Annotated in this window: 26 protein-coding genes and 1 riboswitch; of the genes, 19 read left to right on the top strand and 7 right to left on the bottom strand. The window is 35.2% G+C overall.

The window, feature by feature from the left end; translation table 11 throughout:
* Window positions 1-25: 25 nt before the first annotated feature.
* Entirely contained in the window at window positions 26-1,927 is a 1,902-nt protein-coding gene (locus DWW68_RS11115; RefSeq protein WP_118589821.1) for a BMP family ABC transporter substrate-binding protein, read from the bottom strand.
* A 49-nt stretch (window positions 1,928-1,976) separates the two neighbouring features.
* The gene (locus DWW68_RS11120; RefSeq protein WP_118589822.1) at window positions 1,977-2,654 is read right to left on the bottom strand and encodes a hypothetical protein; all 678 of its coding nucleotides are present in this window, start codon (window positions 2,652-2,654) and stop codon (window positions 1,977-1,979) included.
* A gap of 305 nt (window positions 2,655-2,959) precedes the next feature.
* Between DWW68_RS11120 and DWW68_RS11125 the strand changes: the two genes are divergently transcribed.
* From DWW68_RS11125 to DWW68_RS11135, 3 genes are read left to right on the top strand one after another with little or no spacing between them, the layout of a single operon-like run.
* The gene (locus DWW68_RS11125; RefSeq protein ID WP_118589854.1) at window positions 2,960-3,838 is read left to right on the top strand and encodes a RimK family alpha-L-glutamate ligase; all 879 of its coding nucleotides are present in this window, start codon (window positions 2,960-2,962) and stop codon (window positions 3,836-3,838) included.
* Between the two features lie 10 nt (window positions 3,839-3,848).
* On the top strand, window positions 3,849-4,643 hold the full coding sequence (locus DWW68_RS11130) for an ATP-grasp domain-containing protein (RefSeq protein WP_118589823.1): 795 nt from the start codon (window positions 3,849-3,851) through the stop codon (window positions 4,641-4,643).
* A 21-nt stretch (window positions 4,644-4,664) separates the two neighbouring features.
* Entirely contained in the window at window positions 4,665-5,225 is a 561-nt protein-coding gene (locus DWW68_RS11135; RefSeq protein ID WP_118589824.1) for a DUF5662 family protein, read from the top strand.
* Window positions 5,226-5,253: 28 nt separating this feature from the next.
* Here the strand turns inward: DWW68_RS11135 and DWW68_RS11140 are convergent, their stop codons facing one another.
* Complete coding sequence (locus DWW68_RS11140; protein WP_118589825.1) at window positions 5,254-5,715, bottom strand: GtrA family protein; 462 nt, start codon at window positions 5,713-5,715, stop codon at window positions 5,254-5,256.
* 307 nt (window positions 5,716-6,022) lie between these two features.
* Between DWW68_RS11140 and DWW68_RS11145 the strand changes: the two genes are divergently transcribed.
* The 4 genes from DWW68_RS11145 (at window position 6,023) to DWW68_RS11160 (ending at window position 8,382) form a co-directional block, all read left to right on the top strand.
* A complete protein-coding gene (locus DWW68_RS11145; RefSeq protein ID WP_118589826.1) occupies window positions 6,023-6,664 on the top strand; it encodes a rhomboid family intramembrane serine protease in 642 nt (213 codons plus the stop codon).
* On the top strand, window positions 6,657-7,073 hold the full coding sequence (locus tag DWW68_RS11150; RefSeq protein WP_118589827.1) for an HIT family protein: 417 nt from the start codon (window positions 6,657-6,659) through the stop codon (window positions 7,071-7,073). Before DWW68_RS11145 ends, DWW68_RS11150 begins: the two co-directional genes overlap by 8 nt.
* A 33-nt stretch (window positions 7,074-7,106) precedes the next feature.
* Window positions 7,107-7,835 (top strand): DUF4367 domain-containing protein, encoded by a 729-nt coding sequence (locus DWW68_RS11155; RefSeq protein WP_021953551.1) that lies wholly within the window; start codon window positions 7,107-7,109, stop codon window positions 7,833-7,835.
* A gap of 94 nt (window positions 7,836-7,929) precedes the next feature.
* On the top strand, window positions 7,930-8,382 hold the full coding sequence (locus DWW68_RS11160; protein ID WP_021953550.1) for a hypothetical protein: 453 nt from the start codon (window positions 7,930-7,932) through the stop codon (window positions 8,380-8,382).
* A 135-nt stretch (window positions 8,383-8,517) separates the two neighbouring features.
* Here DWW68_RS11160 and DWW68_RS11165 read toward each other — a convergent pair whose 3' ends face one another.
* A complete protein-coding gene (locus tag DWW68_RS11165) occupies window positions 8,518-9,582 on the bottom strand; it encodes an undecaprenyldiphospho-muramoylpentapeptide beta-N-acetylglucosaminyltransferase (RefSeq protein WP_021953549.1) in 1,065 nt (354 codons plus the stop codon).
* 20 nt (window positions 9,583-9,602) lie between these two features.
* Window positions 9,603-10,955, bottom strand: a complete 1,353-nt coding sequence (locus DWW68_RS11170; RefSeq protein WP_118589829.1) for an LCP family protein — start codon at window positions 10,953-10,955, stop codon at window positions 9,603-9,605.
* 298 nt (window positions 10,956-11,253) lie between these two features.
* Here DWW68_RS11170 and DWW68_RS11175 point away from each other — a divergent pair, with 298 nt between their 5' ends.
* From DWW68_RS11175 to pfkB, 10 genes are all read left to right on the top strand, one after another.
* A complete protein-coding gene (locus tag DWW68_RS11175) occupies window positions 11,254-12,633 on the top strand; it encodes an exopolysaccharide biosynthesis polyprenyl glycosylphosphotransferase (RefSeq protein ID WP_118589830.1) in 1,380 nt (459 codons plus the stop codon).
* Window positions 12,634-12,761: 128 nt separating this feature from the next.
* Entirely contained in the window at window positions 12,762-13,376 is a 615-nt protein-coding gene (locus tag DWW68_RS11180) for a nucleoside recognition domain-containing protein (RefSeq protein WP_021953546.1), read from the top strand.
* Window positions 13,377-13,435: 59 nt separating this feature from the next.
* Window positions 13,436-13,621, top strand: a riboswitch (cobalamin riboswitch).
* Window positions 13,622-13,650: 29 nt separating this feature from the next.
* Complete coding sequence (locus DWW68_RS11185; RefSeq protein ID WP_118589831.1) at window positions 13,651-14,748, top strand: DUF4430 domain-containing protein; 1,098 nt, start codon at window positions 13,651-13,653, stop codon at window positions 14,746-14,748.
* 117 nt (window positions 14,749-14,865) lie between these two features.
* Window positions 14,866-15,354 carry a DUF4430 domain-containing protein gene (locus DWW68_RS11190; protein ID WP_118589832.1) on the top strand — a complete coding sequence of 163 codons (489 nt, stop codon included), beginning with the start codon at window positions 14,866-14,868 and terminating at the stop codon, window positions 15,352-15,354.
* Window positions 15,351-16,220, top strand: coding sequence for an energy-coupling factor transporter transmembrane component T (locus tag DWW68_RS11195; protein WP_118589833.1), 870 nt, complete (start codon window positions 15,351-15,353; stop codon window positions 16,218-16,220). Before DWW68_RS11190 ends, DWW68_RS11195 begins: the two co-directional genes overlap by 4 nt.
* Window positions 16,193-17,833 carry an ABC transporter ATP-binding protein gene (locus DWW68_RS11200; RefSeq protein WP_118589834.1) on the top strand — a complete coding sequence of 547 codons (1,641 nt, stop codon included), beginning with the start codon at window positions 16,193-16,195 and terminating at the stop codon, window positions 17,831-17,833. The genes DWW68_RS11195 and DWW68_RS11200 overlap by 28 nt, the downstream gene beginning before the upstream one ends.
* The gene (locus DWW68_RS11205; protein ID WP_243053107.1) at window positions 17,812-18,486 is read left to right on the top strand and encodes an ECF transporter S component; all 675 of its coding nucleotides are present in this window, start codon (window positions 17,812-17,814) and stop codon (window positions 18,484-18,486) included. The genes DWW68_RS11200 and DWW68_RS11205 overlap by 22 nt, the downstream gene beginning before the upstream one ends.
* A 112-nt stretch (window positions 18,487-18,598) precedes the next feature.
* A complete protein-coding gene (locus tag DWW68_RS11210) occupies window positions 18,599-19,942 on the top strand; it encodes a cation:proton antiporter (protein ID WP_021953540.1) in 1,344 nt (447 codons plus the stop codon).
* A gap of 93 nt (window positions 19,943-20,035) precedes the next feature.
* On the top strand, window positions 20,036-20,560 hold the full coding sequence (locus tag DWW68_RS11215) for a nucleoside recognition domain-containing protein (RefSeq protein ID WP_021953539.1): 525 nt from the start codon (window positions 20,036-20,038) through the stop codon (window positions 20,558-20,560).
* A 45-nt stretch (window positions 20,561-20,605) separates the two neighbouring features.
* Window positions 20,606-21,514 (top strand): 1-phosphofructokinase, encoded by a 909-nt coding sequence (pfkB, locus tag DWW68_RS11220; protein ID WP_021953538.1) that lies wholly within the window; start codon window positions 20,606-20,608, stop codon window positions 21,512-21,514.
* A 49-nt stretch (window positions 21,515-21,563) separates the two neighbouring features.
* On the opposite strand, the gene DWW68_RS11225 is transcribed toward pfkB, so the two are convergent.
* Entirely contained in the window at window positions 21,564-22,286 is a 723-nt protein-coding gene (locus DWW68_RS11225; RefSeq protein ID WP_118589835.1) for a helix-turn-helix transcriptional regulator, read from the bottom strand.
* A 334-nt stretch (window positions 22,287-22,620) separates the two neighbouring features.
* On the opposite strand from DWW68_RS11225, the gene DWW68_RS11230 reads away from it, so the two are divergent.
* Both DWW68_RS11230 and DWW68_RS11235 read left to right on the top strand, forming a co-directional pair.
* Window positions 22,621-22,947, top strand: a complete 327-nt coding sequence (locus tag DWW68_RS11230; RefSeq protein WP_021953536.1) for a helix-turn-helix transcriptional regulator — start codon at window positions 22,621-22,623, stop codon at window positions 22,945-22,947.
* Between the two features lie 113 nt (window positions 22,948-23,060).
* Window positions 23,061-23,657 carry a LytTR family transcriptional regulator DNA-binding domain-containing protein gene (locus DWW68_RS11235; protein ID WP_158576890.1) on the top strand — a complete coding sequence of 199 codons (597 nt, stop codon included), beginning with the start codon at window positions 23,061-23,063 and terminating at the stop codon, window positions 23,655-23,657.
* A gap of 258 nt (window positions 23,658-23,915) precedes the next feature.
* On the opposite strand, the gene DWW68_RS11240 is transcribed toward DWW68_RS11235, so the two are convergent.
* Window positions 23,916-25,742 carry a DUF885 domain-containing protein gene (locus DWW68_RS11240; RefSeq protein ID WP_118589837.1) on the bottom strand — a complete coding sequence of 609 codons (1,827 nt, stop codon included), beginning with the start codon at window positions 25,740-25,742 and terminating at the stop codon, window positions 23,916-23,918.
* Between the last annotated feature and the right edge of the window lie 90 nt (window positions 25,743-25,832).

Here is a 25,832-nt window from a genome sequence, read left to right on the forward strand (position 1 = left end):
TAAAGTCCTTTATCTTATTAATCCGTTATTTGTCATGTAATCCCTGTTGTAGGGTAACAGGCTTGGCATGCTCCGTTAATTCCTCAATAACCGGAATTTTTCCAATAATATTATCAGAAAGCCAATCCATTGTAATAATATCATTTACAGACAATGTCTGATTTTCGCTGTTTCTAATAGTTCTGTCCTGAGAATAAATAACACCGGAAAATGGGTTAAATTCACCGGAACAGATAGTTTTCTTTAAAAGTCCCAGAAGACGTTTTATGCCTTCAGGAAGCCATGGAGAGCTAATAATGTCTATGGCTTTTTGGGACATTCCCCACCAGTAATTAATGGCTGTGGCATCTTTGCCTTCACCGGATTTCCATGTGCCGTCTAATATGGAACGCACTAACTGGGTGTAAAAAGGTCCCCAGTGGTACACGGGAATGGCAAGATTCCAGACACTGTCACTGTACATTTTATATAAACCATAATAGCGGCTACCGGCTTCGGGAACAGACAAATCATGGTCTGAAACGCAATCCGGTTGTAAATCCGAAAGCTGTCTGTCAAAATCAAAATCCTTAAGACAGCGCCACAAAAGGTGTATCTGGGCACGGGGATTGGTCATTTTAGCACCAAGGGCAAAAGCATTTATATTGGCAATGGTTCCATAAATAGGGTAATCAGCAATATAAGCGATTTTGTCATGCTCAGACATGGCACCGGCAATGGCACCCATAATAAATTTCGCCTCATACATACGTGCATAGTAAGTACGCATATGACTGTGAGCAGCATGAAGAGAACAGTTTACTATATGAATTTTAGGGTGGGCAATGGCATATTTAAGACTTGCCTGGGAAAAAGCAGGTGAAGTTGTAAATATAACATCGCAGTTTTCTGCAATTGCCTTGGCTAAAGTGGATTCTATGGTGTTTACGGTAACATTGTCATAATATACCGTAGTTATTTCGTCCTTTAAACTCTCTTCTAAATGAGCCCTGCCTAATTCATGAGAGTAAGTCCACGAAGATGAGGCAGAGGTTTTTTCATATATAAAGCCAACCTTCAGGGAATTTTGTGAAGGTGTCAGTAATTTAGTTAAAACTGAAGGCTTTTTCATGGAAGCAGTCATTCTCAAATCAACCTGTTTTTTGGACATTAATTCAAATTCCGTGTAATTAAGGGAAATCAGCTTCTTAATTTCACTATCACTTTTAGCTAAAAGCTCTTTATATCCATATAAAGTAATAAATGATAAAAATGAATCTCCCGGAGTTATATGCTTTAATTCATCTCCGCCATGGGAAATATATTCGCTTTTAAATAATAGATATAATGAACGAAAGTCTGCCATTTCATCGTCAGACCAATGTTCATCAGGACCTTTACCTACGGCTGCCTGAAGCTTTTCAAAGCTTCCAAGCCTTGAAAAATATATATAATTTATATGACTAAGTTCATAAAAATCCATATATTCATAGTAGATTTTTATGTTTTTATCGTCAGTTTTTCTTGGAACAATACGGGTAACTTCACCCATTATAGAGGTAGCCTTAAAGTACTTTAAAACACTGACACGTTTATTACCTTCTAAAACATAAAATCTGTTCATGTATTCATAGGCAATAATAGGCGAATTAATTCCTTCATTAACCTGACTTATGCTAAGATTTATCCATTTGGAGGCAAATTCTGAGTCCACATCAAGAATAGGCATAAAATTGCTAGAAAAAGAATTACTTCTTCCGCTGGTTTTAGTGCCGACAATCTGGTCTAAGGGAATTTGTACCAATCCAATAGAAACCTCTCTATAATTTCGTGTTTCGTGTAAAATATCATCAAGGGCTTCTAAAGTAGGAATTTCACCTGCAATAAGTTTTGACTGATAATCCTTTTGCCCCATTTTTGAGGCACGAATGTAATCATTATATGACATAAAATTTAACAGGATAACCGGTTAAGATTATCACAATCCTTCCTAAAAATTAGTTCTTACGATAGTATACACTTACTCCCTCATTTTGGTAATAAGCCGTAATGGTTATAGACTTGGTTTTCCACCAACTCTCTTTATTTCCATTAGAATATTCTCTTGAATATGTAGCGTCACCATATTTTTTCGTAATATTTGATAAAATGGTTTCATAGGAAGTTTCTCCTAAAGAACCGTATTGTATACGGATTTCCAATAATTTATCATTAAAAAAAACATACTGTAAAAGGGCATTGGGGTCTGACGGTGCCACAGACATTCCAAAGAATGAAGCGGTGTTGGCAATATCAAATTTGTAAGTAAGATATCCGTAACCGTCTGTGGATTCCTTATAATCTCCATCTACAGTATCATACTGTTTATCTTCGTATTTTTTTATTTCTTTGTAGGAATCAGAAAATTTAATCTTTCTTTCGCTGGTGATTTTAGCGTTACATGTTCCATCCTGGGCACCGGATTCCGCAACAACGGAAATGGTTTTTGCCGTCTGACTTTCAGCTGTCTGGTTGGAAGGTGCAGATTTATTGAAATCTCCAAATTTCAGTGCGAATATTACTACCACAAAGACAACAATAATGCACAAAGATGCAATAATTATGTAAGGTGCACTGTTTTTAGTGTTTTTTTGTTCCTGATTTGTGTTTTTATTAACAGATGTACGGCTACTCATTAAGTATATTCCTCCAAAATCCATATTTATTAACAAATGATACCATAAAAAACTATATAATTAAAGGCAGGTTAAACAAAAATAATGTTGAATATTAATTTTATTTTGTTATAATAGCAATGTAGTACCTAATACTTATTTCCCAGGCAGATTTTTATCTGTCGGGAGAGTCTCTCCTAAGACTCATAAGTATACTAACATATTTTTCAGTCCGGAACGGTTAATGGCAAGGGGGCCTTAACCGTTCTTTGATGTTATGGGGAAATAATTACAAAACATTTAGTATAGAGAAAAGAGGAACATACATGAAAAAAGGATGGCTTATAGTAAACGGTTATCTTAAGAGCAAAAAGTTTGATGAAATATATGCATGGCTTTTAAAGGCGGCAGAGGAAGCAGGATGTGAACTGAGAATATTGGAAAATGACAGGTTAGATTCCATACTTCCGGCAGATTCTTCAAAGGTAAACTGGCGGGAAAAACCTGATTTCGTTATTTTCTGGGATAAGGATGTGAAACTGGCAAGGCTTCTTGAGGCAGAAGGCTTTAGGGTTTTTAACAGTGCAGATGCCATAGAAATCTGTGATGATAAATCACTTACCTTTATAAAACTAAAAAACACAGATATAAAAATGCCGAAAACCTACTGTGCACCAATGACCTTTGAAAAAGAATATTCTGATTACACCTTTGTACTTCAGGTAGAGGGAAGTCTGGGATATCCTATGATTATCAAGGAAAATAAAGGCTCTTTCGGGGAGCAGGTGTATAAGGTGGAAGATTACTATGAGGCTGTGGAGCAAATAAAGAAAATCGGTGGCTGTGATTTTATTATGCAGGAGTATATAGAAAGCTCTAAAGGTCAGGACGTAAGAATACATGTAGTGGGAAATGAGATTGTTACGGCAATGAAACGTGTTAATAAGAATGATTTTCGGGTTAATATAACTAACGGGGGTTCAATGGAAAAGTATCAGCCAACTAAAGAACAATGCGAAATGGCACTTAAAGTATGCGAAAAATTAGGATTGGATTTCGCGGGAGTTGACATAATGTTCGGAAAAAATGGAGAACCGGTTTTGTGCGAAGTAAATTCCAATGCCCATTTTAAAAACATTTATGACTGCACAGGTGTAAATGTGGCAGAAAAAATTATTGATTATATTTTAAAGAAAATTAATTAATGGAGTTGCAATGAAAGGGTATATTATTTACAATACAGAGGACTTGGCTAAGAATCAAAGATTTATTAAATTTATCACAGAAACATTAAATGAATATAATATAGATGTGGAACTGGTTATTACTGAAAGGATGAAATTAGCGGAAACTGAAAATCCTGATTTTGTTATAAACCGTAGCAGGAATGCTGATGTTTCAAGATATTTTGAGGGAAAAAACATAAGAGTCTTTAATAGTGGAAAAATAACGGAAATCGCCAATGATAAAAGAAAAAGTTATGAATATTTAGAAGGAATTGTTCCCTTTATGCCTCTCATGAGTGAAGAGGAAGCAGAAAGTTCAGGAAAGCCTTATATTATAAAGAGCTGCAATGGTCACGGTGGAACCCAGGTTTTTATGGTTGAAAACTTCCAGCAGAAGAATGAAGCTATAAATGAAATGAAGGGAAATGATTTTATTTTCCAGAAATGTTGTTCAGATTTAGGAAGAGATGTACGGGTGTATGTTATTGGAAATGAAATTGTACAGGCAATGGAGCGGACTTCTGCTGAAAGTTTCAAAAGCAATTATAGCTTAGGGGGAAAGGCAGAACCCTATACATTAAAGGATTATGAAATCTCAATGGTTAAAAAAATACTTAATGTTTTGCCAATGGATTACGCCGGAATTGACTTTATTTTTCATAAAGGCAAGGCAGTTTTTAATGAAATAGAGGATGCCGTAGGAGCCAGAATGATTTATGAAAATACTGACATTCATATCGTAAAACTATTTGCAGAGTATATTGCAAGGGAAGTTAGAAAATAAATTTGAAATCAGGAGTGACAGATGAATTTTTGGAAAAGGCTGTTTGGGCATTTTAGAACAATAACGAAACATAGACATAAGGTTATAGCAAACTGTGCAAAAGCAGGAATTTTGTGGCAGGGACTTAGACATGATTTGTCAAAGTATACACCTACTGAGTTTGTGCCGGGAGTGAAATATTATACCGGAAAGCGAAGTCCTAACGAAGGCGAAAGGGAAGAATACGGATATTCCAAGGCGTGGATGCACCATAAAGGAAGAAACAGGCATCATTACGAATACTGGGTGGATTATAATTTGGAAACAAAGAGAAATGAACCGGTGGAAATGCCATATAATTATGTGGCAGAAATGTTTTGCGACAGATTAGCTGCAAGTAAAATCTATAACGGGAAAAATTACACGGATAAATCCCCACTGGATTATTTTAACTACAGAACACCTCATAGAAGCATCAATCCCAAAACAAAGGAGGAATTGTCAAAACTTCTTGTTATGAATTATGAAAAGGGAGAAAAAGAAACCTTTGAATATATAAGAAAAAGGGTTAAAGAGGAAAAACAACGAAAAAATAAAAGGTAGTCGGAAATTCTCCAACTACCTTTTATTTTTAATCTGCCTGATTTTCTTTATTCTTGAAAATCAACAGCTTACTAAATACATAATTTAAAATAACAACAATTATGCTTACTAAAACTTTACTGAACATTCCGTCAATTCCAAGGAATTTCTGGTTAAGTCCTAATTTAACCAGCGCCGGTACTCCAAGCCATTCGATGCAGCCGGTTATAAGACGGGCACCTACAAACATGGACATTTCTTTAAGTACAAACTTCAGTTTCCAGCTATAGCTTTCAAAAACCCAGATTTTATTGGTGAAATATGCAAAGATTACACCTGCAATCCAGGCTATAACGTTAGCAACGGCAACTTTTGTAACCTCACCGCTTATGGGAAGTGCCCTGACAGTAACGGCATATACAACCCAGTTCACCAGAGTTGTTAAAACTCCCATAATTAAATACATAATAATTTCCTTATATTGATAATAAAGATTTTTAATAGTCTTCATTGGTTTCCTCCCTAGTTAATGTAGCGCCCCCTCCTTAGGTCGGCGGCAAGTCGTCGGAAACATCTTAATAAATAAACTTCGTTTATTTAGTTTCCTCCCAAAGTCAATGTAACGCCCCCTCCTTAGGTCGGCGGCAAGTCGTCGGAAACATCTTAATAAATAAACTTCGTTTATTTAGTTTCCTCCTCAAATCAATGTAGTGCGTTTTAAAGGCACATACCCCATAATAATACCATAAATTATTTTTGTAAAGTATAATAAAATATGCTATATTAAATGCAGAATAAAGTGGAAAAGGACGCACAGCATGGATAGATATTATTACAATAAAAACGGTAAATTAGTAAACAGAAGTCTGCCATATGTGACAATAGCGCTTATAGTGATAAACGTGGTAATATTTCTGGGGATGGAGCTGATTGGGGACACTGAGGATTCCATGTACCTTTATCAGCATGGTGCAATGTACTGGCCTAGTGTATATGAAGGGGAACAGTGGTACAGACTTATTACCCATATGTTTATTCATTCAGGTCCGGAGCATTTATTAAACAATATGTTTATGTTGGGGATTTTAGGCTACCAGATGGAAAAGGAATATGGAGCTGTTAAATACTTTATAACGTATATGGTTAGTGGAGTAGGTGGAGCAGTATTTTCATCACTTATTGAAATGAAGTTAAATGATGCCCCTGTAAGCATTGGTGCGTCAGGTGCCATATTTGGAATCTTCGGGGTACTGCTTGTGATAATTTTCAAAAACAGAAGATTAGACGGTAACGGAACTGCAATCAGATTAATTATATTGTTTGTCCTTATGGTATTTGGAAACATGGAAGAAGGCGTAGACTGGATGGCACATTTAGGGGGAGCCCTGATTGGTGTGCTATTGGCTTTTATTTTATACAGACCTAAAAAAAGAAAACAGGAGGAAATTTATTATGGATAATTGTATTTTTTGTAAAATAGCAGCAGGAGAAATCCCATCAACTACTTTGTATGAGGATGATGATGTAAGAGTTATTTTTGACATAGGGCCGGCAACTAAGGGACATGCCCTTGTTATACCAAAGGCACATGTGGCAAATGTTTTTGAGATACCTGATGATTTATTAGGAAAAGCATACTCAGTGGCAAAGAAAATTGCCCAGGCACTTAAGGAAACAACCGGATGTGAGGGAATTAACATTTTACAGAATAATGGGGAAATGGCAGGCCAGTCAGTTTTTCATTTCCACATTCATGTTATTCCCCGTTATGAAGGTGATACTGCCAATATTAAGTGGGAACAGGGAACAGCAGATAGTGACTATTTAAACGAGTTAGCAGGTAAGGTTAAAGAAATTTTAAGCAAATAGCTGATTTTATACATAGGTTACGAGGTACTGAAATTGAAAGATGAAAAAATTACGGAAGATACTTTAAGAAAAGCTTTGTCAGGATATATGAATATAAAGGGACAGGAGATTCTTGATAAAGAGCATTATGATGTTAATGATGGCTTTGCATATCCTGATGAGGAACAGGTTAAAGGCTTTAGAAAAATATGTAACAGAGAATTTAAAAAAATATGGCTTAGAAATGGCATAAAAGCCTTCCCATATAAGGTTGTTACAGCAGTTGCCGTTATTTTGATTCTCATTAATATTTCAATTGTTACAGTACCGGGACTTAGAGAGATAATATTGAATTTTAAAATGTCATCATCTGCAACTAATACCAAAATTGTTAGTGATGACAGTAAAGGTTCAATATACAATGAAGAAAATAGTGAATATTCCATAGGAACAGACAATACATATGAAATTTCATATATTCCGGAGGGATTCACTTTAACAAAATCACAGAGTACAACAAGAATTAAGGATTATGAGTACAGCTGTGGAGATAAGAGTTTTATATTCAGCCAAATGTCAGAAGATTCCACATTACAGGTAGATACAGAAGGCGCAAAGGTGGAATATGTAGACATCAATGGAAATAAAGCATTAGTATCAGAAGAAGATAATTATATAGTCATAACATGGAAAGAGGATGAATACTTCTTTGAACTTTCCGCAAATGAAATTGACAAAGATACTGTAATTAAAATAGCAAAAAGTACTAAAAAATGTAATTAAAAATTGTGCAAATATACAAAAGTAAAATTTTTTTGTTCCGATTTGCCTTTTCGTACGTTGTTAATTATAAGGATGTAGCGAAAGGAGGTAAGTTATGAGAATAAAGAAATTGTTATGTATGCTATTAACCTTGACATTGTTGTTTTCAGGCAATGTATATGCAGATGAAGGCATAGGGGAATCAGGTACAACTACTACAAATCCCGGTGATGTGGAATTACGGTATACCAATATTTCAAGCATAACGTCAGATTTAGCCATATTAAGCAGTGGCACGGCAATATGCACCGGAAGACATGTTATGAAGAAAAACCTTAAGTCTGAATTGGTATTAACACTTCAGCGCAGGTCAACATCTAAAGATGATAGTTTTTCAACTTACAAAGAGTGGACAAAGAGTTGTAGTGGAACAGGTAGCTTTTTATTAGAGAAGAAACCTACTGTTACAAAAGGTTATGACTACAGGTTAAGAGTGGTAGTAAAGGTATATTCCGGTTCAAAAGTTACGGAAGCTGCTGCATGCTACTCAAAAACGGTTACATACTAGGTTGGATATAAAAACAAAAGAAAATACAGACTATACTATTAGAAAGAGAAAATACAGGTATATACCTGAAATAAAAGCAAAAAGAAAACGTGGCTACTGTTTATGACAGGTCACGCTTTCTTTTTGTGTATAATTTTATTTATCAGTTATCTCATTAATTAAGCCTATAATTTTATCAACTCCGCCGGTTCCGGCTGATTTTTCCATGGATTCAATGTAATGTGATTTGTTATCAAAGACTTTATGTACCATGGCAATAAGATCATCTTTTGTTGCCACATCTTCATCTAAAACCTCACTAAATCCCTGCTTCGCATAGGAACGGGCATTTAAAATCTGGTCACCACGACTTACCCTTGCAGAAAGAGGAATAAGAATGTTAGGTTTTTTCAGTGCAGAAATCTCGCATATGGAATTAGCACCGGCTCTGGAAATAATTAAGTCAGCCATTGCAAAGAAATCCTTCATTTCATCACTAATATATTCAAACTGGGCATAACCTGAAGTTCCTACTAATGATTCATCTAATTTACCCTTGCCGCAAAGGTGGGCAATCTGGAAATCAGGTAAAAGTTCAGGAAGGGCTTCTCTTACAAGCCTGTTGACATTTTCAGCACCAAGGCTTCCGCCGGTAACCATAATTACAGGTTTGTTGGCAGTAAAGCCACATTTGTCAAGAGCTGCAATTTTGTCTCCCGTAAATAGTTCCGCACGAATAGGAGAACCGGTATGAACTGCCTTAGCTCCAAGATATTTAGCTGTTTCCGGAAAATTATGGCAAACCTTAGTTGCCTTTTTAATGGCAAGCTTGTTGGCAAGTCCCGGTGTCATATCTGATTCATGTATAATAACAGGTACTTTGTATCTGTTTGCAGCAAAAACCACAGGAACCGTTACAAAACCACCCTTTGAAAAAACAATATCGGGTTTGAATTTCCTAATAATCTTTTTAGCTTCAAAGTATCCCTTAATAACTCTGAAAGGGTCTGTAAAGTTCTTAAAACTGAAATATCTTCTAAGTTTACCTGAAGATATTCCGTAATAATCAAGACCTGCATCTTCCACTAATTTCTGTTCCATGCCACCTTTAGAACCAATGTATTTAATCTCAAAACCGGATTCCTTAAGCTTAGGAAGTAATGCGATATTTGGTGTGACATGGCCGGCTGTACCGCCACCTGTTAATATAATTTTTTTCATTGTCTTACTCCATTAAACATCTATTTATTATATTTTTTTATCTGTTTTTTTATGGCAGAAGCATCGTCACCGTTTAATACCATATTAATAAGGTTTGTGGCGTTGCTTACTGATTGTTCATCCTGTAATACAACGGATTTTGAAGAACCTGTGTATGTTAATGTCTGCCAGGAAGTCTGACCTGTTACGCTGTAGGACATAATATTCCAACCATTGTAATCCTTCTTTGTAGAAAGAGAAAGCTGCATATTAGCAAGGGATGAAATATCAAGGTCTGTTGAAAAACTTCCCTTAATGGCATCAAGAATCTTGTTATAATTAATAAGCATTGTGCCGCTTAATAATTTTTTCTCAAGAGCTTTTAAAACTGCTACCTGGTTTCTGTTACGCTGCATATCACCGTTGGCAAAGGAGTGACGCTCACGGGCATAAGTTAAGGCTGTGGCACCATCCATTTCCATGTTTCCTTTTTTGTAAGTATAAATCTTACTTCCTTCATGCTTTGCGTCATATGATGCATAAGCTTCAGTTGAAAAAGGAATTTCAACATTTACCGTAACTCCCCCCAAAGCATCAATTAAGTCAGCGAAACCTGTAAAGTTTACTTTTGCGTAATGATAATCAGATTTTTTAATATCATATTTGTATAAATACTTTAAGGTATCCATCAAAGCGTCCTGTCCCGGATGCCACTGTACTTCATATGCCCACTGCCAGTCGCTGGATGTCAGGTCCTTGCCGTCCTTGTGGGCAATTCCGTTTCCATAGAGGGTAACGTGGGTCAGCTTATCATAGGACTCAGGAGCGACACTTTTTGCCTGAACAGGAACATAGTAATCTCTAGGTGTTGAAATCATTAAAACTGAATAAGTCTTAGGATTAACAACAGCCAAAATATTAGTATCAGTTCTTGTATTTTCTTTTGAATTCAATTCACCAAAAGTATCTGCTGCAGAAATTACAACAATAAAAGGATCCTTTGACACCTTTGAACCGGACATCTGAGGAATCGGCGCTACTAAATAAATAAGCAGTGACAATATAATAATAACAATTACCGAGATGACCTTTCCAAAAACAGGAGCTTTGCCTGATTTCTGCAAAAGGAAAAATACAAGACCAAGAAAAACAATAAGAACCCCTATAACTCCCGCAAGTACCGGAGCTGTTAAAAAGGCAAGCTTCTTATACACAATAAGTCCTGTAAATACAATAGATAAAATAAGTTGTATCATAACTAAAATAACGCCCAGGGCTTTTCCACCACCGGATTTACGTTTTTTAGAAGATGACTTGGATAAATTCCTTGTTTCGGAGCGGTAACCGTAATCACCGGTTTTGGCTTCAGAAACTCTGTTTTGCTTTTTGCTCATAAAAACCTCCAATTTTAAAGCTACAGATTGGTTACAAATCTGTTTTATCGTAAGATATATCAAATTGTTGCAAAAGTAATTAAAACACAAATTAATGAACAAACTATGTACATAATAAGTGTGTGCTCATTATACTACATAATTAAAAAAAAACAAAGATACAACATAATGGCTAAGGCATAGGACATAGCATTAATTGACAAATAATGTATGCTTTGGTAGAATAATGTTATCTTTGGAGCTGGAGTTGTATTGGAAATATGGTACAAGCCAGCTTATTAGTTTAATAGGAGAAGAAATGAGAAATTCAAGAGCATTTAGAAGAATTATCTATTTGTTGCTTCTTGCAACGGTAATTGCATCCCAAACAGCTATATTTTGGTACTTTTGGGACCATTATTATAGCAGTGGAATGATGCAGGAATTCTTCCGTAAAGGACACATGGTACTTCTTTTTGTGTATGCGTTAATGTTTACTATATTCAGTAACGTATACGGGGCGTTCAAATTAGGAAGTCTCCAGTATTCAAATCTGGTGTTCTCCCAGCTGCTTGCATTGCTGTTTACAAACTTCATTATTTACTTACAGATTTCATTACTTTCAATGAAAATGGTAAATCCTGCACCAATTATAGGAATGTGTTTTGACAATGTTTTATGTTGTCTTGTATGGTGTGGATTGGCAATGGGAATTTACAAATGGATGTATCCGCCTAAGGACATATTACTTATATATAGTGACAGGGATCCTGATAATCTGGTGAATAAAATAGAAACGCGAAAAGATAAATATATCATAAAAGACTCTATCCATTGTGATGAGGATTCGGAAAAATTGCAGAAGGCAATAAAAAGCCATCAGGCAGTTTTGTTGTGTGACATTCCAAGTGCTAAGAGAAATAAAATAGTCAAGGATTGTTATTTATATGATAAGAGAGCATATATTACTCCTAAACTGTCAGATATTATCATTACGGGAGCAGGTCAGAATACATTATTTGACTCACCGCTTTTGGTTACTAAAGTTAAGGGACTTAAGTGGGAGCAGGATTTTGTAAAGAGAATTGTGGATATAATTATCGCACTTATTCTTTGTCCACCAACCATATTGGTTACAATACTTGTTGCCATAGGCAATCTGATTTGGGACAGAGGCCCGATTTTCTATACACAGCCAAGACTTACAAAGGATGGTAAGGTGTTTAAAATATTAAAGTTCAGAAGCATGAAGGTTGATTCTGAAAAGGATGGCGCCAGACTTGCAGCAAAGAACGACAACCGCATAACAAAGGTAGGAAAGGTTCTTCGTGCTACACATTTAGATGAATTACCTCAGGTGTTTAACATTCTGGTAGGTCAGATGTCAGTTGTGGGCCCAAGACCGGAGAGACCGGAGATTGCTGCTGAATACGAAGAAGAAATTCCTGAATTTAGATTCAGATTAAAGGTAAAGGCCGGTCTTACCGGATATGCACAGGTTTATGGTAAGTATAATACTACACCATATGACAAGCTAAAGCTTGACATGTATTATATTCAGCATTACAAAATGTGGATGGATATACAGCTGATTTTAATGACTTTCAAGATTATGTTCATGAAGGACAATACAGAAGGTGTTGATGAAAATCAGAAAACAGCCAGCATTCATGAAAAAGAAAAAAATCATAAAGATTAAAATATACAAGAGCTATTCCCTTAGAAATTAATGGGATGGCTCTTGTTTTTGTATACTATAAAGCCTGTAACATAAATCACCAATATTCCATCATATTATTAATTAACAACCATTTAAGAGGTAAATTTATGCTTAATTATATATGGGCATTTATGATTATTATTGGTGTGGTATATGGACTTTTGACAGGAAACATAGAACAGGTGGGAAACGGTGCCATTGAGTCAGCGGAGGAATCGGTTAAACTGTGTATTACAATGCTGGGGATAATGAGCATGTGGATGGGATTTATGGAAGTGGCACAAAAAAGCGGACTTATAGCAAAGGCTGAAAAAATGTTAGAGCCGGCAATAAAGTGGATGTTTCCGGAACTTCCCGTTAATCACAAAGCACGGACCCACATTACAACCAATATAATAGCAAATATTCTTGGACTGGGGTGGGCAGCAACCCCGGCAGGTCTTAAGGCAATGGAGGAACTTGCAGCAGACCCGGTACCTCAAAAGGGGCGGATAATTCCCGGTCACATTTCCACAAATGAAATGTGTACATTTCTGGTACTTAACATATCATCACTTCAATTAATTCCCGTAAATATGATTGCATACAGAAGCCAATACGGCTCTGCTAATCCTGCATCAATTGTAGCACCGGCAATACTCGCCACAACCATAAGCACAGTGGTGGGAATTATTTTTTGTAAAATAATGTGTAAATGTACCTTAAAGGGAAAAGTAAATTGACAGGAAATAGGGGGTGTTATAGAATAGGAACGTAAAAAATACATGGAATAACTGTGGTCTGAAGAAAATCCAATATAGATTATGTAAGGGAAAATTTTCAGTTTAAGGGAAGTCCGGTGAAAATCCGGCACAGTCTTTCTCTACTGTAATAGGGACGAAAAAAGCATTATGCCACGGATAAAACCGGAAGGCGCTTTTAGTAGGTTGAACTAAAGTCAGGATACGTCAACACAGTTGTCCGGATTTCGCAGGCAAGGCGAAGAAGGAGGAACAAATGAATAAGATAACAAGGAAATTTTTGGCCATTTTACTTTCATGTATGTTGGTAGTGGCAGGAGTGGCAACGCCGGCTAAAACAACAGATAATGCTGTTATTGCTGCTGAGAATGTTGCAAAAACAGGAACTGTAACAATGACTGTTGAGCGAATTACCATAGGTCAGGGATATCTTGTAAGACCGGTTCAGGTAGAAATCCAGAATGGAGATACAGTAGATACTGTATTTAAGAGAGTTATGGATGCAAAGGGATTTAAGTACGATGACAATGGATACCTTGCAAGCATTGAAAATGCAGATACAGGCAAGATAAACATTCCGGCAGAAATATCTGCAATGCCTGACACAACAGTTTGGGGCAATCCAAATCCTGTTAAAGCACCAACTAACACAGCAAATGATGGAAACTCATACGCAAACAAAGGCCTTGGAAGTTCTTCATATCATACAATGGCAGGCTGGATGTTTACCATAAATAATGTATTTTCTAATGAAGGAGCAGCTTCAACACCTGTTAAAGACGGTGACGTTATCAGATGGCAGTTCTCAGTATATGGTTACGGTGCAGATATTGGAAGCGACACAGAAAGCTATACAGGAATTAAGAAAGTAACCTTTGCTAACAAGGATGAACTTATAAAGGAAGCAGCAACTCTTGTAAATAACAAGACAATGATGAAGGATGCTAATGTAAAGGTAGAATATAACAATGCAATTAAAGTTCTTGAAAAGTACAATCCTTCAGAGACAGAGGTTAAGAATGAATTAATAAAGCTTAAGAATGTTCAGAAGGATTTTGTAAAGAAAACAACTGTTACAAAGGCTTCTGTTAAGGGAATTAAGAATGTTAAGGGACTTAAGGCAAAAGTAGCTGTTAAGAAAATCAAAGGTGTTACAGGATACCAGTACAAATATTCTAACAATAAGAAATTCAAAAAGGCGGTAGTTAAGTCTACAAAGAAGAACACCTTAACAACTAAGAAATTTAAAAAGAATCAGAAATGTTATGTAACAGTTCGTGCTTACAAGAAGGTTAATGGTATTAAATACTATGGAAGATGGAGCAAGGTTAAAGCTGTTAAAATCAAAAAATAAATTATAAAAACATATTAGAATCAGACTTAAATATCGGAAGGAAGTTTAATAAAGTTCCTTCCGATAAACTTTATTATGAAACTAAATTCATAAAATTATGTAAACCAAGGTGAAAAGATGAAATATTATTTAAAAAAGGCAATATTGTTTGTTTTAATTGCTGTATTAAGTTTAATTATTATAGGGTGTGGAAAAAAAGAAACCCCGGATAACAGTGGAAAGAAATGCACAATAATGGTGGAATGTTCCAAAATTTTTGATAATCAGGACAAGCTTGATAAGGCAGTTAAGGATTATATTCCAAAAGATGGAATTATTTTAAAGAAAAAAGAAGTTAGTTTTAATGAAGGGGAAAATGTTTATGACGTTTTAAAAAGAGAACTTAAAAATGAAAATATATTAATGGAAGCATCTTTTACCACAGGAACTGCATATATAGAGGGAATTAATAATATTTACGAATTTTCCTGTGGGGAGCTGTCAGGATGGATGTATTGCGTAAATGGAGAATACCCAAATGTGGGGTGTAGCGATTACAAAATAAAGGATGGAGACAACATTGAGTGGCATTACACCTGTGATTTAGGAGAGGATTTAAAAAATTGACAGATGAATTTTCAAGATTTCACCCGGTGGTGAACATAATCTTTTATATGGTGGTTTTAATAATCACAATGTTTCAAATGCAGCAGGTAATGGTGATTATTTCCACAGTGTGTGCCATAATTTACCACATATATTTAAAAAAACAAAAAAGTGTAAAGTTTTGTATTATGGCATTTTTTATTTTTACGGCCTCGGCAGTAATAAATCCGCTTTTTTCCCATAAAGGGGCAACATTGTTGTTTTATATGTTTACGGGAAATCCCGTAACCCTGGAATCTATAGTATACGGAGTTTTCGCAGCTTTGGTAATAGTAGCCATGATTTTCTGGCTTTCCACCTTTAATGAAATAATGACTGAGGATAAAATTCTGGCATTAATAGGAGCGATAATGCCATCGGTGGCGTTGCTTTTAACTATGATTTTCAGGTTTGTGTCAAAATTTACAAAGAAAATTAAGGAAATTTCCATGACCCACAGGGCTCTTAAAGGGGAACCGGAAGGGTTCTTTAATAAAATAAAGTCAAGCCTTCATATTTTTTCCATTACCATAACATGGGCGTTGGAAAATTCCGTGGATACGGCAGATTCGATGACGGCAAGAGGATATGGATGTGCTAAAAGAACTAATTACAATAATTATAGAATAGAAAAAAGAGATATTTTATTAAGCCTGTGGATGATAATATTATTTGGGGTGGTTATAAGTCGGTGGGTAGCAGGAGATTTGTACACCTATTATTATCCTTTTGTTAGGACAAAAGGGCAAATTATGGTTTACGTGGCATATATACTTTTGTGTGTTACCCCTATGGCGGTAAATATTTTGGAGGGCATAAGATGGCGCAGATTGAAATCAAAAATTTAACATTTTTCTACCCGGATATGGAAAAGGGAGAATATTTGGAAAATCCTGCTTTATGTAATATTAATCTGGAGATACATAGAGGGGAGTTTATGGTTATATGCGGTCAGACAGGGTGTGGAAAAAGTACACTTTTGAGAACCATAAAGCCTACTATATGTCCTAATGGAAAAATAACGGGAAATGTTTTGTATAATGGCATCAATATAAAGGATTTAAAGGAGAGGCAGCAGGCAGAAAAAATAGGATTTGTTATGCAAAATCCTGATAATCAGATTGTGACAGATAAGGTGTGGCACGAGCTGGCTTTCGGTTTGGAAAATCTTGGCCTTAAATCTGAAGAAATAAGACAGAAAACCGCAGAAATAGCAGAATACTTTGAATTGACGGATTTGTATTATTTAAAGCCTGATAAATTATCAGGAGGACAGAAGCAACTGCTTAATTTAGCAGCAGTAATGACCATGAATCCGGAAATTTTATTGTTAGATGAGCCAACTTCCCAGTTAGACCCCATTGCAACGGAAAAGTTTGTAAGTATGTTAAAAAAAATCAATGAAGATTTAGGTGTAACCATTATTATGTCGGAACATCGGTTAAGTTATGTTTTGGATATGGCGGATAAACTGGTGGTTATGAATAATGGAAAAATCATGGAATGGGGAAATCCTTTAGAAATTGCAGATAAAATCAAAAATCAGAAGATTTCTAAGCTTATGCCTTATGCTACGAGAGTTTATTATGAATGTGGCAAAAAAGGTACTCCCCCTGTTTCCATAAAAGATGGAAGAAAATGGCTTGAAAGGGAATTACAGGATAAAGAACCCCCCACTGACCGGTCAGACAGGAAGGGGGATTCGTCAAAGGGAAAATTCATTCAGGAAAATCATAAACAAGCAGATATTAATAAAAAAGAGATGGCAATTACCTGTAAAAATCTGTGGTTTAGGTACGAAAAATATGAAAGAGATATAATAAAGGGCCTGTATTTTTCCGTAAAAAGAGGTGAAATATTTGCTATTCTAGGAGGAAACGGAACGGGGAAAAGTACAACAATGTGGCTTTTATCCGGGGTGAAAAAGCCTTATCGCGGAAAAATTGCCAAAAAGGGAAAGGTGGCATTGCTTCCTCAAAGCGTGCAAAACCTCTTTAGCAGGGACAAGGTTTCTAAGGAACTTGAAGGTTGTGAGAACAGTCTAATAGAAGAAATGGAAATTCAGGATATATTAAACAGGCATCCCTATGATATAAGTGGAGGGCAGCAGCAAAAGGTGGCGCTGGCAAAGATTTTAATGGGAAATCCTGATATACTTTTGTTAGACGAGCCTACCAAGGCAATAGATGAAGTTTATAAAGAAGAACTGGGAAACTTGTTAAGAAAATTAAGTGCTGACGGCAAAACAATTATTATTGTAAGTCATGACTTGGATTTTTGTGGTGAGTACGCAGACAGATGCGGAATGTTTGCCGATGGAAAATTAATAGCAGTAAATAATAGCAGAGATTTTTTTACATCAAACAATTTCTACACTACTACAGTGGCAAAAATGTCAAGAAGCACCATTAAAGGTGCAGTGAAAATGGAGGATATTGTATGTTATCTGAAAAATGTATAATGCATACTGCCTCAATAGATATATATGGATTAATGATGAGAGGGTATTATTTCACGTCAATGTGCATTATTGTCATATCCATATTTATATTCCTGTGGTCATTTGAAAAAAGAAAACCAAAAACCAGAGAAATAGTGACACTGGCAGTTATGACGGCATTAGCTGTGGTGGGAAGGCTGGCGTTTTTTATGACACCTCAGGTAAAGCCCTGTGCAGCCATTATTATAATAACGGGGGTCATGTTAGGAAGGCAGTCAGGATTCTTATGTGGAGCCCTTACGGCTTTTGTATCAGGATTTTTCTTTGGGCAGGGCCCGTGGACACCGTGGCAGATGATAGCCTTTGGCATAATCGGCTTTTTATCAGGAGTTTTATTTTCAAAAAAGAACATAAAGTATGCTTACAATAAGTGGATAATTTCCATATACGGTTTTCTGGCAACCTTTGTTATATACGGATTTATACTGGATACAGCCACGGTTTTTATGTATACTGATACCCCTAAAACAGAAACTTTTGTGGCAACATATTTAAGCGGAATTGGGTTTAATTTAATTCATGCAGCTTCCACTTTTGTGGTATTATTTTTAATTTCAAATGCCACCATAAAGAAGCTGGAGCGGTTGAAAATTAAGTATAAAATGTTTAGTTAAGGTCTGGTAAAAAAAAGACGAAAAAAGTTGAATAAACAATAATAAGGTGTTATTATGATACGGTGTGAAATTTGATAAAAGAATATGTTAGCAATTGAAAAGAGGAAAAATCATGGAAGAATACGGTTATTTGTGGCAGCTTGCATTAATACTTGCAAGTACAAAGATTTTGGGACTTGTAACTAAGCGTTTTAATATGCCACAGGTTGTAGGCGCACTTTTAGCAGGACTGATTTTAGGACCGGCAGTTTTAGGTAACTTATTGTCAGGAGTAGTTGTAGGAGGACATCATTTAGAGGCATTAACACTTCACCAGACAGCGTTTATTGACCATCTTGCGGAAATAGGTGTTATTGTTCTTATGTTCTGTGCAGGTCTTGAAACAGATATTAACGAACTGAAAAAATGCGGACTGGCATCCTTTATAATTGCACTTTGTGGTGTAATAGTACCCCTTATTGGTGGCGGAGCATTTACGTTCTGGTTCTTAAAAGAAGGCTGGATTGAACCGGCGCAGGGAAGTACAGTGTTTGTACAGGCGGTGTTTGTAGGTGTTATTTTAACGGCAACATCTGTTAGCATTACCGTTGAAACCCTTCAGGAAATGGGAAAATTAAAGACAGCTTCAGGAAATGCAATTTTAGGAGCTGCAATTATCGATGATATATTGGGAATTATAGCCCTTACAGTGGTTATAAGTCTTGGAACAGGTGGTTCTGGTGCATCAGGTAATTCAGAATCACTGGGAATAGTGCTTTTGAAGATTTTATTATTCTTCGTATTTGTAGGTGTATTTGGATTTATTATTTACAAATTATACAAGAAATGGTACGAGCACGCTGGAAAAGGAATGCACAGACACGCAATTATAGCATTTGTTATATGTCTGATTATGGCGTTTTGTGCAGAATATTTCTTTGGCGTTGCAGATATTACAGGAGCATTCTTTGCCGGTGTAATTATCTCCATGACACAGAAAGATCAGTTTATTGCATCAAAATTTGATGTTGTGGCATATATGTTTTTAAGCCCTGTATTTTTTGCAAGTATAGGTCTTAAGGTAGATGGAAACGCAGTTATGCATATGGGACCGGTTATTGCACTGTATGCTGTAGGTCTTGCAATTATTGCCATCCTTACAAAGATTATAGGATGCGGGCTTGGAGCTAAGGCGTGCGGATACAAGGATTACCAGTGTTTGAGAATCGGTGTGGGAATGATTTCAAGAGGTGAAGTTGCCCTTATAGTTGCAAACAAAGGTATTGAGGCAGGACTAATGAGTTCAAGCGTTGTAGCACCGGTTATTATAGTGGTAATTGTAACTACAATTATTACACCGATTATATTAAAACCTGTATTTATGAAAAAGGGACCAAATGCAGATGTGGTTGCTACAAGTAAGTTAGTAGAAAATGTTGAAGAGAGAACTGAAATGGTTACCGGAGTAAAGAAATAAAGAATTTAACGTAAGAACCTATGGCACAAAGTCATAGGTTCTTATTTTTTGCCATAAAATATATGTGAATAGAATTGTTTTCGGGTTATTTGTATGTCAGTAATAGTGTCAATATCATCCTTTATTATTCCGGGAATTATGTTATTTATAGTTTTATATGGCATAATAAAAAAGCAAAATGTATATGATGATTTTGTAACCGGCGCCACGGGAGGACTTAAAACAGTTATAAAAGTAATGCCCACCCTTATTGGTTTAATGGTGGCAGTGGCCGTTTTAAGAGAATCAGGATTTATGGAAGTGTTGGGAAAATTGCTTGGAAAGGTTACCAATCCCATAGGTTTTCCGGGAGAACTAATGCCGGTTACAATTGTCAAAATATTTTCATCATCAGCAGCTACGGGAATGGTTCTTGATATATTTAAGGAATATGGTCCGGATTCATACATGGGAAAGGTAACATCGTTAATGATGAGCTGTACGGAAACTGTGTTTTACACAATGTCCGTGTATTATATAACTGCAAAAGTAACGCGAACAAGATGGACTTTAGCTGGTGCAATTTTGACAACAATTTCAGGGACAATTGCCAGTGTAATGCTTGCAAATGTAATTTAAATAATATATATTTTGAATTAAGAAGTGAAAATGCGGAGGTACGAAATGATATATACAGTTACATTTAATCCATCTATTGATTATATTGTTTCAGTGGATGACTTAAAGTTAGGAAGTGTAAACAGAACATCTGAGGAGCTTATGTTTCCGGGAGGTAAGGGAATAAATGTTTCCATGGTTCTTAGTAATCTTGGAATAGAAAATACAGCCCTTGGTTTTTTGGCAGGTTTTACCGGTGACAATGTTCAGAAAATGTTGGAAGAAAACGGAGTAAATGCTGATTTTATCAGGGTTAAAGATGGAATAACAAGAATTAATGTTAAAATTCGTGCTCAGGAAGAAAGCGAAATAAACGGTATGGGACCGGCAATAAAGGACGAAGACATTAAGGAATTGTACAAGAAGTTAGACAAAATAAAGGACGGAGATATTTTGGTTCTTGCAGGAAGTATTCCATCAGTAATGCCTGAAACAATGTATAGTGACATAATGGAACACTTAAAAGATAAGGATGTAAAGATAGTTGTGGATGCCACAAAGGATTTGCTTTTAAATGTTCTTAAATATAAACCATTTTTTGTTAAGCCTAACAATCATGAATTGGGAGAAATATATGGCGTAGAGCTTAAAACAAGAGAGGATGTTGTTCCTTATGCAAAGAAGATGCAGCAGGAAGGTGCCAGAAATGTTTTAGTTTCCATGGCAGGAGAAGGAGCTGTTTTAGTGGCGGAAAACGGTGAAGTATATAAGAGCAAATGCCCTGAAGGCAAGGTGAAAAATTCCGTTGGTGCCGGAGATTCCATGGTAGCGGGATTTATTGCAGGATACCTAAAATCAGGGGATTACAAAGAGGCACTTAGAAACGGCTTACTTACAGGAAGTGCCAGTGCTTTCAGCGATAATCTTGCCACAAAAGAAGAAGTTGAAAATTTAGGAAAAACATTTGAAATGTAATTTATAAGTGTTTTTATTATAAGCAGAGTGGGTTTAAGCCTGCTCTGTTTTATTTTTTAATAATACCAATGATTCTTCCTAAGAAAAGACATTCGTCAATATGTTTAAGAATGAGGGGCTTGTCAAAACCACGTAATGCCTCAAGGCAAAAATACCTGTCAGGGACATATCTTCTAATATAAATCTTATCTTTATACATAAATATTCCACAGTCTCCGTAAAAAGGATATCTGTCTTTACATATCAGAATAAGTTCATCTTTGTAAAATAAACGGTCAGGGGATGAGTCATAAATGGTTATCCCTAAAATATCTAAATCACCATACTTTTTTCTGTATTTAGCAAAATTGTAAATATCAGAGCTTAAGTTTGTGCATGAAAAACCACGGGAATAGAAGCCATGTGCATTAACAATAGCAATATAATCAGTGTCAAATTTTTGATTATGTTCTAAAAGATGATCTTCAAGATCACATAATTCGGATAAAAAACTGAAGCATCTGTTTGACAAAGAGGGACTGTTATTTTGCACAGAAGCAGTATCTGAAATAAGCTCGTCAACACTACATTGAAAAGCTTCAGAAATCTTTATCAAATTATATATAGATGGATTATTTATTTTTCCACCTGTTAATTTCTTAATGGTTTCATAGGGAAGACCTGCTTCTTCCGATAATTGCCTGAGAGACCAGTTATAAAAGTACAGTTTTCTATAGATATTGTTTATAATTACGGTTTTGTAATAATAAAGGAATTCATCTTTGTTATTCATGAAAATAATTCTCCTTTTAGCAAATAAGATGTGTGTGAAATATGATAAAAGAAAACAATACTTATAATTATAACATATTTAGTGCAACAATAACGGTGTATGTGTAAAAAAGAAAATTATTTTTTAAAAAAGTTATAAGAATATAATAATAAAAGGAAAAAGTAACAATTTAAAGTGATAATGAAACTTTATTGAATAATAATATAGGTAATCCCAAATACATTAGAAGGCCGGTTCTGCAAAATTATGTCCCTTTGGTACAGTAATAGTGACTGGTGTTAATAAATAAAAAAGAATAGCATTTTTACTAACTTATACATTATGAGAGTGAAATATGAAAAGATATACAAGAGATGAAATGTTGAAATATTCTAAACGTGTAATAAAACTCAGAAGAAAGATAGGTTTATCTCAGGAAAGGGTTGCTGAGGATATTAGAATGTCATACTCAACATACAGAAAAATAGAAAACGGAGAGAGAAATTTATCTACGGGATGTTTGTGTAAGTTAAACCAGGCATATAATATTTCGGCGGACGAAATTCTATTTGATAAAAAGGGGAAAAAAGATATAAGAAAGTATTCTGAGCATGATAAAATGTTATTGCTTTTAAAATTAGATAATATTTATGGAAAAACAAAGGATAAGAATGAAGAATGAAAAAAATTCTATTATTAAATGATAGTAAAAAGGGAGTATTGAATTTACCGGAATTTAAAAATCACAAAATAAAAATTTATAGGTCAGATAACTTTCAGGAGGCATGTGGAATAATGTTACATGATTATATTGACCTTTTTATTATAGATACCGTGGCAACTGACAGTGACGGAGACAGTGTAGGGGGCATACGTTTTGCAGAGGCAATACGTAGGGTGCAACAATATTGTTTTACACCTATTATTTTTTTGTCATATTTAGAAGATCCCAAGTTATTTATGTACGAGCAGTTACACTGCTATGCATTTATGGAAAAGCCTTACGATAGAAGTGAACTTATAAAAGTTGTAGAAACTGCATTAGAATTTCCCAAACCTCAAATAAAAAAAAGGAATCTTTATATTAAAGATGAGGGCATAATATATTCTATGAAAATACAGGATATATTGTACATAAAAAGTGAAAGAAGACGACTTTACATATACACGAAAAAGGAAGCTTTTACCGTAAAAAACAGAACTCTTGAAAATATCATTGAAGAAATAAGTTCAGGGGATTTTGTAAGGTGCAGCAGATTTTACGTGGTAAATAAAAGACACATTAAAAGTATAGATTATGTAAACCGAATTATAACAATTACAGGAACTAAAGAGGAAATAGATATCGGACCATCAATGATAAAAAGTATGAAAAGTAAGTTTAGCAGTTAAAAACCGCCGTTCAATACAGAAAAAGTACATTTCAGTACAAAAATGTAAATTATTAAGTAGTGTTGTTATAATTATATTGTGATGTGAGTGCACAAAACAGATTGTGACATCCAATAATGTAATGGGGTTATTTCGTTGCTACGCGAGTTTGTCACTCACATCATAATATACAGTTGAAAAGGGCTGTAGATAAAATATTAATACCTAAAACAAAACCGGATATACAGGCAGAATATCCGGCTTTGTTGAATTTAGAAATTATTTGGCATATTCGTACATTATCCACTTATTTACCACATCAAAAGGCGCAGGTCCCACAGCCAAAAAAGCCTTGTGAAAATCTTTTAAGTTAAAGGAATCTCCCAGCTTCTTTTTAAGAGAATCCTTAAGCCGGGTAATTTCCATAAAGCCTACATAATATTGAAGATAATTGGCAGGCTCTTCTATAACAGACTGAAAAATGGATTCACAAACCTTTTTGTCAGTGATATTATAATCTGCCAGATACTTAGCTGTGTCTTTAAAGGTCCATCCGTCATAGTTAATTCCAATATCACAAATAGAATAAAGAGCCAGAGAATATGCGGAGCTACAGGCAAAGGCTTTGGCAAGATTTTGGTCTTTATAGCGATACTGATAAGACATAAATTCCACATAAGTTGCCCACCCTTCAGTATAGCCGCCGTAGTTAATAATGTGCCTTACAGGGTGGGGATTAGTAGATGAAAAGAACCATGACTGGTACATATGCCCCGGTATTCCTTCATGGGCAATTGTGGCATAAATATCCTGATTTTTCATACTTTCGCTACCGTTTATATAAATAATGTTATGTTGTGGATTATCTATAGGAGGAGTTAAATAAAAAGCAGGACTTAAAAAATCCTCAAGACTTTTATCCACATATTTTAGGGTGTATGAAATTTCGGAAAGCCGGTTGTCTCCCACTGTTGTAGGAAAATTATTGGAAATTTTCTTTGACAGTGAAGATATAATGTCATTGGGCTTTAAGTCGGATTCTGTTTTACCATAAAACTTTTTCTCCAGTTCAGGGTCTTTTGTGAGAATAGAATAAATTGCCTGCACATACCCTGTGAGATTAAGCTGAATTTCAGCCTTTAAATCACTGACAGATTTAGAACTTCCCGTATAATTTTTTACAAGATATTCATAGTAATCCCTGCCGTTTTTCAGGTAGAAAAGACCGTTTTTGTTTTTACAGGCTCCCTTTTTTTGCAATGACCACAAAGTATTGGCGATATTTTCGTAGGCAGGGTAAATGCTTTCCTCAATTACATTAATATCCCTTGTTATATAATTATTTTTTTCCTGGTCAGTTAAAAATGTAACACCGGATAATCTGTTTAAAAATGATGTATGCAAAAGATTTTCACAGGTATTTTTGTTGCCAATAAATTCCTTACACTGGGCAATTATTTTGTCGCAGGCAAATTTACTTATAAAAGAATTATTTTCAGCCTTTAATTTTTGAAATTCACATATTTGTCCATAATAATCCTTTATGAGAGACAAAATAGAAAGATAATTTTCAATATCCTTTTGGGAGGAAAAAGAATATTCACATAAAAGAACAGGAAGCTGAGCCTGAAGCCCCGTAGTAGGACTTAATACCTGAGAACAAAGGCATAAGTCGGAAAAATCCAGCTGATCTTTAAAATACTCCATTAAAACATCATAGGTTATCTGCTGCTCCGTGGAAAGGTCTTTATAATTAAAGTTTTTTAAAAGATTAATTTCGTTTATAAAGTGGTTTTGGGATGAAGTCATAGACTCATATGTATAGTTTCCCAAAGTGGGGGTAATGTTATCCAGTCCGTATTTTGAAGTATCAGATAAATAAAAATGCAAACTGAGAGTGTCGGAAGAGAGCTGGTCTGTTAAAAGTTTGTCTGCGTAGATATTAAAGTTTTGCTGTGTACTGTTTTCAAAGGAATTTTCTTTTTTTTCGGACAAAAGAGGGAAAACAGTAATGGCACATAAAAAGATAATAAAAATGCCAATAATAATCGATGAAAAGAGATTTCTTTTGAAAAAATCAGAAAAAGTAGTTAATTTTAACGTCATTTTTGTAGTGACTCCAAAGTCCTTTTATAATAAAATATAAAAAAATATTAAAATGTATGATATTTTTGTAAAATATGTTACAATCAAAGT

The organism is Eubacterium sp. AF16-48 (genome assembly GCF_003479405.1).
Lineage (GTDB): Bacteria > Bacillota > Clostridia > Lachnospirales > Lachnospiraceae > Eubacterium_G > Eubacterium_G segne.

Coding starts and splice junctions, on each gene's coding strand:
- DWW68_RS11150 (WP_118589827.1), top strand. CDS start 6,657: ATGGATAATTGTATTTTTTGTAAAATAGCAGCAGGAGAAATCCCATCA.
- DWW68_RS11135 (WP_118589824.1), top strand. CDS start 4,665: ATGAATTTTTGGAAAAGGCTGTTTGGGCATTTTAGAACAATAACGAAA.
- DWW68_RS11190 (WP_118589832.1), top strand. CDS start 14,866: ATGAAATATTATTTAAAAAAGGCAATATTGTTTGTTTTAATTGCTGTA.
- DWW68_RS11115 (WP_118589821.1), bottom strand. CDS start 1,927: ATGTCATATAATGATTACATTCGTGCCTCAAAAATGGGGCAAAAGGAT.
- DWW68_RS11160 (WP_021953550.1), top strand. CDS start 7,930: ATGAGAATAAAGAAATTGTTATGTATGCTATTAACCTTGACATTGTTG.
- DWW68_RS11170 (WP_118589829.1), bottom strand. CDS start 10,955: ATGAGCAAAAAGCAAAACAGAGTTTCTGAAGCCAAAACCGGTGATTAC.
- DWW68_RS11225 (WP_118589835.1), bottom strand. CDS start 22,286: ATGAATAACAAAGATGAATTCCTTTATTATTACAAAACCGTAATTATA.
- DWW68_RS11205 (WP_243053107.1), top strand. CDS start 17,812: ATGTTATCTGAAAAATGTATAATGCATACTGCCTCAATAGATATATAT.
- DWW68_RS11140 (WP_118589825.1), bottom strand. CDS start 5,715: ATGAAGACTATTAAAAATCTTTATTATCAATATAAGGAAATTATTATG.
- DWW68_RS11120 (WP_118589822.1), bottom strand. CDS start 2,654: ATGAGTAGCCGTACATCTGTTAATAAAAACACAAATCAGGAACAAAAA.
- DWW68_RS11230 (WP_021953536.1), top strand. CDS start 22,621: ATGAAAAGATATACAAGAGATGAAATGTTGAAATATTCTAAACGTGTA.
- DWW68_RS11240 (WP_118589837.1), bottom strand. CDS start 25,742: ATGACGTTAAAATTAACTACTTTTTCTGATTTTTTCAAAAGAAATCTC.
- DWW68_RS11200 (WP_118589834.1), top strand. CDS start 16,193: ATGGCGCAGATTGAAATCAAAAATTTAACATTTTTCTACCCGGATATG.
- DWW68_RS11175 (WP_118589830.1), top strand. CDS start 11,254: ATGAGAAATTCAAGAGCATTTAGAAGAATTATCTATTTGTTGCTTCTT.
- DWW68_RS11130 (WP_118589823.1), top strand. CDS start 3,849: ATGAAAGGGTATATTATTTACAATACAGAGGACTTGGCTAAGAATCAA.
- DWW68_RS11125 (WP_118589854.1), top strand. CDS start 2,960: ATGAAAAAAGGATGGCTTATAGTAAACGGTTATCTTAAGAGCAAAAAG.
- DWW68_RS11180 (WP_021953546.1), top strand. CDS start 12,762: ATGCTTAATTATATATGGGCATTTATGATTATTATTGGTGTGGTATAT.
- DWW68_RS11235 (WP_158576890.1), top strand. CDS start 23,061: ATGTTACATGATTATATTGACCTTTTTATTATAGATACCGTGGCAACT.
- DWW68_RS11165 (WP_021953549.1), bottom strand. CDS start 9,582: ATGAAAAAAATTATATTAACAGGTGGCGGTACAGCCGGCCATGTCACA.
- DWW68_RS11215 (WP_021953539.1), top strand. CDS start 20,036: ATGTCAGTAATAGTGTCAATATCATCCTTTATTATTCCGGGAATTATG.
- DWW68_RS11185 (WP_118589831.1), top strand. CDS start 13,651: ATGAATAAGATAACAAGGAAATTTTTGGCCATTTTACTTTCATGTATG.
- DWW68_RS11145 (WP_118589826.1), top strand. CDS start 6,023: ATGGATAGATATTATTACAATAAAAACGGTAAATTAGTAAACAGAAGT.
- pfkB (WP_021953538.1), top strand. CDS start 20,606: ATGATATATACAGTTACATTTAATCCATCTATTGATTATATTGTTTCA.
- DWW68_RS11210 (WP_021953540.1), top strand. CDS start 18,599: ATGGAAGAATACGGTTATTTGTGGCAGCTTGCATTAATACTTGCAAGT.